Here is a 6,635-nt window from a genome sequence, read left to right on the forward strand (position 1 = left end):
TTCATCAATTCTTCTGACACTAGTCCATTCTCTCCCAACGAGTCTTGATCTAAATTAATGTAATCAAAACCTCTGTTAACGCAAAACTGGTTTATTTTTTTGTTAAATTCCAGTGTCAATTTCGTTCGTTCGTACTGACTAGCTGTAATTTCACTTCGTGCATTAGCGATTTCCCCCCAATCCTGCCCATCCCTTATTGTTGGTAAAGGAGCACTTATTACGATAACTCTCGCTTCTTCAGCCATATTAGCGATTAGTTTTTCATAGCGCATGATGGCTTGGGAAGTCATCTCCTCAACTAAACAATGATATTTTTCGGCCCTAAACCAAATTACAAAACCGGTGTCAACTTCTCCCAATTGAAGTAAGATAATATCAGGCTGCAATTGCTTTACTTTCTCTTTGAATGTCTTAATTGCCTGAGTTTTAGAGTTCGGATTTTCCAAGCCCGATACCGTTGCACCGCCAACCCACGACACGTAAATTTGAAATTTTTTCAATATAAAATGCCACACGTTTTGTTCAAAAATAGCGGCATGGGAATCACCGAGAACTAGTATGCAGGGTGTTTTAAATACTCTTTTAATCAAATTTAACAGCTTATTTAGCATCGGTTAACTCTTACTCAATCAACGTTAGGGGCAGTAAAAATAATGCACCTTAACTAGGCAACTTTATTAGAAAAAACCTTCGATATTCCATAAACAGTAAATGCTTTGAAAAAAGACTTCCAGAATGTAAATCTAAACGGCGCGAGCTTTAAACCCTTTTTATAAGAATTAATTGCATCTTCGCGCAAACCATTTTGCCATTGCAGTGAATAACCTAACTTCCAAAATACGTCATCAGCCAGTCTAAACTTCAATGCCTTAATTTCTGACTTAGTTAAGTTCGGTATATATTTTGGCGTTTGTTCATAACTTTCAATTAGTTGTTTCATAATGCTTATTCGTTTTGAAAGATTATCTTCTGAGATATTGGTATCACTAATGTTGCCTGAATGGACAATGTAATAAACATGAATATCATCGATAAAGGCGAATTTAAATCCTTTTTTTAGCGCCATTGCAATAAAAAGTCGATCTTCACCTATTCTGAATTCAGGCAACATCATTTTGTCAAATATACCAACGCGCATTACTGAGTTTTGTAACCCACTGTCTAAACCATAGGTTATCTGACACTCCGTTGCGCCATCATCATTAATGATATAAAGATCACCAAAATGTTCACAATCAAGAGAAAAAAGCGGATTTGGTTTCCCTTCCGAATAAAATGTGCTGGCTAACACTACTTCCTCAGAATTATAAAGTCGACGTTGGCAGGCACCATATACCCAACTAACATTAGGATGTTCTGCCATAACTCTGAGACAGTTTGATAAATGATGAGGTAACCATATGTCGTCACTATCATAGAAAGCAACATATTCTCCTTTAGCGCTCTTTATTCCAGTATTTCTAGCAACTGCCGGCCCCTGATTATTCTGCCTAATATAATGTACAGTTTGAGTCCAATCGGCGACCACAGAGTTGATTAGACTTTCAGTTTCATCAGTACTTCCGTCATCAACAACAATTAACTCCCAATTGTTATGGTTCTGAGATTTTATAGAGTTCAATGCGATGTGCATAAAGGCTGCGCGGTTAAATGTCGGCATAATAATTGTAACTTTATTCAAATCGCTTCCTCGTATTTCAAATACTAAAAATGGATTACTTCGCTGAAAAAATTTGCATAATTCTTTTCACTTGTACTTTGAACAACATGATCCAATATTGACCGTTATTCGGTCTTAATTTTAGTGCTTTGATATAGCAATGAGAGGCTTCTTGGTATCTCATTAGCTTTTCCAAAGTTAAATAGCCTAAGTGCCATACGTAGATCTCTGCTAATTCATTTTTCACATAACGCTCTTGTGAACTATCTAACTTAAATCTATTTAAAATAATTATCCAAAATTCGACAAATGCTTTATGGATTTTTTCCATTCGTTCGGGCGGATGCTCTCCTTTACAGTTGGATAAGTTGTCATCGTGAGCCCAATAAATTGTATGATAATCTTGGATATGCCCTAAAGATATTTTTAACGCCGTTAGTTCTAAGTTATGTAAATTATCTTCAGCAGCACCTAACGTTTCATTCCACTTTACAGCTTTCATTACTTCAGCTTTTCCAACCATGCATTGTGTCGTAATAGCTCTGCCCCGCAGTTGAATATCAAACAAACTATCTGCATCAAAAACAAAAACATCTTCTAGTTTACGATATTTTTTATCCGTCAATTTAATGGTGTCATAATTAAAAACTTCGTCAGTTTCTAAGTATTTCCTAAGCGGGTTCGCTGACATCAAATCTAGTTCATCGGGATATTTTTCGAGATAATAAACCATTGTTTCCAAATGATGTGGATACCATTCATCATCACTGTCCTGATAAGCTATATACTTTCCTACCGCCTCTTCAAGCCCTTGATTCCTGGCGCCACTTGGTCCTTTAGGATGCAGGTTAGTGATAAATTTAATACGAGGTTCGTCTTTGGCTCTCTCAGCAATCAAACTAGCTGTCAAGTCGGTACTGCGGTCATCAACTAAAATCAACTCCCAGTCCTGAAAAGTTTGATTAATAACTGTATTTATGGCTTGATTTATGAGTTTTTCACGATTGAATACAGGAATGATAATAGAGACGATCGGAGTCAGTAATTTTTCATTAGGATTATTAATACTTTTCAATCTATGTCCTTCGTGATACTTAGAATAAAAAAGCGAGGCCATTGCCCATTATTAGCTTAATGTTATTGGATTTTCTTTCTGTATGGAAGGTTTAAAATAGTAATGAATATTTGTTTTATACATAATGTAAACGTTATTGGTGGTGCTGAAAGAGTCTCTTTGAGCATTATGCGTAATGTATCTGCAAAACATAATATGCACTTAGTGTCTCCCAAAAAAGGTCAATTATCTGATGAGGCAAGGAAGCTAGGTGTAAAGCAACATACTCACGATTTAGCCCAACCAGAACTGACAAGTCCATTTAAGACTCTAGGCAGTCGACTAAAATGGCGCAAGATTGCAACTCATCATAAAATAGACATTTTTCATTGTGCTGATTTACTAAGCGCCAGAAGTGTTTTAAATGCTACTCGTAGTTTAAATGTAAAAGTAATTTGTCATATACATTTTCCATTTAGTGAAGAATTTGCAAACTGGGTATTCAATAACCGAGCCCAGCCACATGGTTTCATATTTTGTAGCGAAGAATTGCAGAATACTCAAGCGACAATACTACAAAAACTTTGCCCATCATCTAAGCAATGGGTTGTCCACAATGGCGTTGATACCGAAAAATTTACTCCTCTTGATATTAAAAATCCTAAACCGAAAGTCGGAATTATCGCTAACCTGCAATTTAGAAAAGGACATGATGATTTTTTAGAAATGGCCAATATCCTATCCAAGGAAGGTTATGAACTAAACTACGAGATAATTGGTGGTGATATATTGCAAGAACCACGAGAACATTTATTGAAAGAAAAGGCCATAGAATTAGGATTGCAAGACCAAGTTAGCTTTCATGGGCAGATTAGTGACGTTAAATCAATTCTTCAGTCGTTAGATGTAGTAGTATGTGCATCTCATGAAGAAGCATTTCCTATCTCTATTTTGGAAGCCATGTCATGCGAAAAATATATTGTATCGACTAATGTTAATGGCATACCGGAAGCCATGATAGATAAAGAGACAGGAATACTGGTTCAGCCATTCAAACCCGATGAATTAGCTAAAGGTGTTAAGTTGATTGTAGATGATCCTATAGCATGCACAGAGTATGCTAAAAAAGCACGAGACAGAGTAATAAAGTACTTTAGTGAACGTTATTTTAACAAAAAGATTGATGATATTTACAACTCTTTATGAGCAGTTTTAACTCTACATTCAAAAAATACTGGACGCTGGCGTTATTTGTTTTGGGTTGTTTGTTACTGATTGTCAACTTGTATGGATTGACGCAAGAGATTAGACCTTCGTCCTTCTCACCAGCAGAACTTCGGTTTAAAAACGAATCAACCCTATCGTTTGAAGACAGCTACAGCAAAATAAAGAGAGAAAATAGTGAGACTGATCTCGAATATGCTTTACGCATCAATGAATTAGTTTCTGACTCTTTAATACATGTTCAATGGAACAAAATAAATACACATACTTCTCATCAACTGATCCCTGTTTGGGAAAATTATATTCTTTTTCTAATGGGCAAGTTTAGTAATATACCCGAATACGAACGCTACCATTTTGCAAATTATAAAAGAAGCCTAAAACGGGGTATTGGAGTATGCGGGGATGCCTCGATGGTGTTATCTCAACTACTTGATAAACACGGAATTGAAAATAAAATAATATCTTTTCCAAAACATGTTGTAGTTAAGACTGATATTAATGGAGCCCCCTGGATCTTAGATCCAGATTTTGGTGTTGCCATAAATAGCCCAATTTATGACTTAAAAGACTTAAAAGATGATGTCGAATTGGCTTATTTGAATAAAGGGTATTCCTCAGGAGATTTAACTTCACTTGACGATGCATTTAAAGATGACTTTGAAGAATGGAATGGTGTATCTCACTTCATTACCAATAAATATTATTTTGAAATAGTTTCGTATTGGGCTAAATGGTTGATACCTATTTTTCTCATACTACCGTTTAGTTTAATGAAGTTAAAATCAAGACAATACTTATGAAAAAGACAGCTCTTCTTTTAACACTAATTTGCTTATCAATTATACCTGCTTGCAGCCAAGCAGCACAACCTGTCGACTATCCTATTATCTATGTTAGGTACCCTGCCGAAGGTTACAACAGCCCCTTCGTAAACATTCCACAGGGAGAAAAAGCCTATCCCATACAAATGGGAGGCTCTTTAGTCTTATGGTCACCTGATGCACCAGAAAAAATTCTAGTCGACTGTGGGCCATGTTCTGTTATGGATCCTATGATGTCTTTTGACGGTAAAACGGTTTTTTACTCATTAAATATTAATGACGACAAAAAAGTCTATAGCTGGCTATACAAAATACATTTAACTGGCGACAACGCATTTACTCCGATTAGGCTAACGTTCAACGACGATTTTGACAGTAAATACTATGTAGCTAATAAAAACGAGGAATATTACCAATCTCACTATTTTGGCATTAGGGATATGGCGCCCGTTCCGCTAGCTGACGGAAGAGTGTTATTTACTTCAAACCGAGCAGGCTTGACGGCTTTTGAATCACTAGGCCACAACCCGCATGAAGTCGGTAGCGTACAACAACTTTATGTAATGGATGACCACGAGGGCGAAAGAACCAATAAGGAATTAGCTAATATAAAACGACTCGAAGCAGGTACTTTTCATTTAGCGCAACATCCTATTCAGCTTCTCGATGGAAGAATACTGTTTACAACTTGGCAAGATGTAGCAGACAAATATATCTATGCGATGTCAAGCCTATTTACTATCCACCCAGACGGCTCAAATTTAAAACAATTTACAGAGCCCCATGATAGAAACAAGTTTCTCGATCACTTTGCTACTCAATTAAGCGACCAATCAGTTGTTTCAGCCTATTATTACCCATCATTTGACTATGGTTTTGGGGTGTTGTGGCGGGCTCCTGTTGACGTTGATGGGCCAGAATATTTTAGACACTTCCAACAACCAGAAAAGGACGCACAAGGTTATACGAAAAATAGGAGGTACTTTGAAAGAAAAGGCACAGAAATAATCACTACTCATTCTACGCCTGCTGATGTGCCTTCACCTGGTTTGTCAGGTAAATATTCGATGCCATCAGCAACCAAAGAAAATGGCCTTTTAGTCGCATATTCTTCAGGCTCTGTGAATCATTTTGGCGCCACTTGCAAAAAGAGAAATGTGTGTGAAAGTCTTAAATCAGGAATTTACTTAATTAACGATGCAGGTAAAACAGTTATATCTTCACCATCTCAATTGGTAAAAATAATTGATTCACCCGATTATAACGAAATTTGGCCAAGAGCTGTTTTACCCTTTAGTAAAATCCATGGAGTTAGCCACCCTAAAATACTGGATGAAGTAGGTCAGTCTGACTATCGAATTCTAAAAGGTGAACCAAGTGCCATTGTGGGTACATCCTCTATGTATAACAGAGAACCCTTAGGTAGCAATGATGATCCATTTCAAGCAAATAGTTCAAAAAGAGAATTAAACGATGGCAATTGGACTATTTTCGGTGCAGAAGCAGGTGTCTTTTCAAATTCCGATATATATGCCGTGAGAATTATCGGCACCCCCCCAAAACCATTCACAAAGCCGATTAGTAAGTTCAAAGATAACGAAAGATGGAAGTCAGCAAGTCGCTTAATAGGAAAACATGACTACGACTATATTGTTGAACGCTTTGGCTCTTACCACCTTGAAAGTTGGGAAATTTTAGGCGAATTTCCACTTAATTATAAAGCTGTAATTGACGATCAAGGTAACCCAGATTCATCTTGGTCAGCCAAAATTCCTTCAGAAACCCCTTTTTTAATTCAGTCTTTAGATAAAAATGGGATGACTCTTAATAGTGAACTGACTTGGCGAGCGCTCAAATCAGGAGAGGTCAGAAC

The 6,635-nt window shown here is 36.8% G+C and carries 6 protein-coding genes; 3 read left to right on the forward strand and 3 right to left on the reverse strand.

All coding sequences use genetic code 11. The features are described from left to right. From NWQ57_RS22425 to NWQ57_RS22435, 3 genes are all read right to left on the reverse strand, one after another. Positions 1 to 611, reverse strand: a 611-nt coding sequence (locus NWQ57_RS22425; protein WP_306024421.1) for an SGNH/GDSL hydrolase family protein, incomplete at its 3' end; no start/stop codon positions are given. Positions 612 to 664: 53 nt separating this feature from the next. Next, a complete protein-coding gene (locus NWQ57_RS22430) occupies positions 665 to 1,681 on the reverse strand; it encodes a glycosyltransferase family 2 protein (RefSeq protein ID WP_306024422.1) in 1,017 nt (338 codons plus the stop codon). Positions 1,682 to 1,715: 34 nt separating this feature from the next. Beyond that, on the reverse strand, positions 1,716 to 2,735 hold the full coding sequence (locus NWQ57_RS22435) for a glycosyltransferase family 2 protein (protein WP_306024423.1): 1,020 nt from the start codon (positions 2,733 to 2,735) through the stop codon (positions 1,716 to 1,718). A gap of 102 nt (positions 2,736 to 2,837) precedes the next feature. Here NWQ57_RS22435 and NWQ57_RS22440 point away from each other — a divergent pair, with 102 nt between their 5' ends. The 3 genes from NWQ57_RS22440 to NWQ57_RS22450 all read left to right on the forward strand — a co-directional run. Beyond that, positions 2,838 to 3,920, forward strand: a complete 1,083-nt coding sequence (locus NWQ57_RS22440) for a glycosyltransferase (RefSeq protein ID WP_306024424.1) — start codon at positions 2,838 to 2,840, stop codon at positions 3,918 to 3,920. Then, positions 3,917 to 4,741: a hypothetical protein gene (locus NWQ57_RS22445; protein WP_306024425.1), complete on the forward strand. Its 825-nt coding sequence runs from the start codon at positions 3,917 to 3,919 to the stop codon at positions 4,739 to 4,741. Before NWQ57_RS22440 ends, NWQ57_RS22445 begins: the two co-directional genes overlap by 4 nt. Continuing rightward, on the forward strand, positions 4,738 to 6,635 hold a 1,898-nt coding region (locus NWQ57_RS22450), incomplete at its 3' end, for a hypothetical protein (protein WP_306024426.1). The genes NWQ57_RS22445 and NWQ57_RS22450, both read left to right, overlap by 4 nt.

It is taken from the genome of Paraglaciecola sp. (assembly GCF_030730205.1).
GTDB lineage: Bacteria > Pseudomonadota > Gammaproteobacteria > Enterobacterales > Alteromonadaceae > Paraglaciecola.

Excerpts from the sequence above, each read along its gene's own strand:
- NWQ57_RS22440 (WP_306024424.1), top strand. The coding sequence starts at position 2,838 with ATGAATATTTGTTTTATACATAATGTAAACGTTATTGGTGGTGCTGAA.
- NWQ57_RS22445 (WP_306024425.1), top strand. The coding sequence starts at position 3,917 with ATGAGCAGTTTTAACTCTACATTCAAAAAATACTGGACGCTGGCGTTA.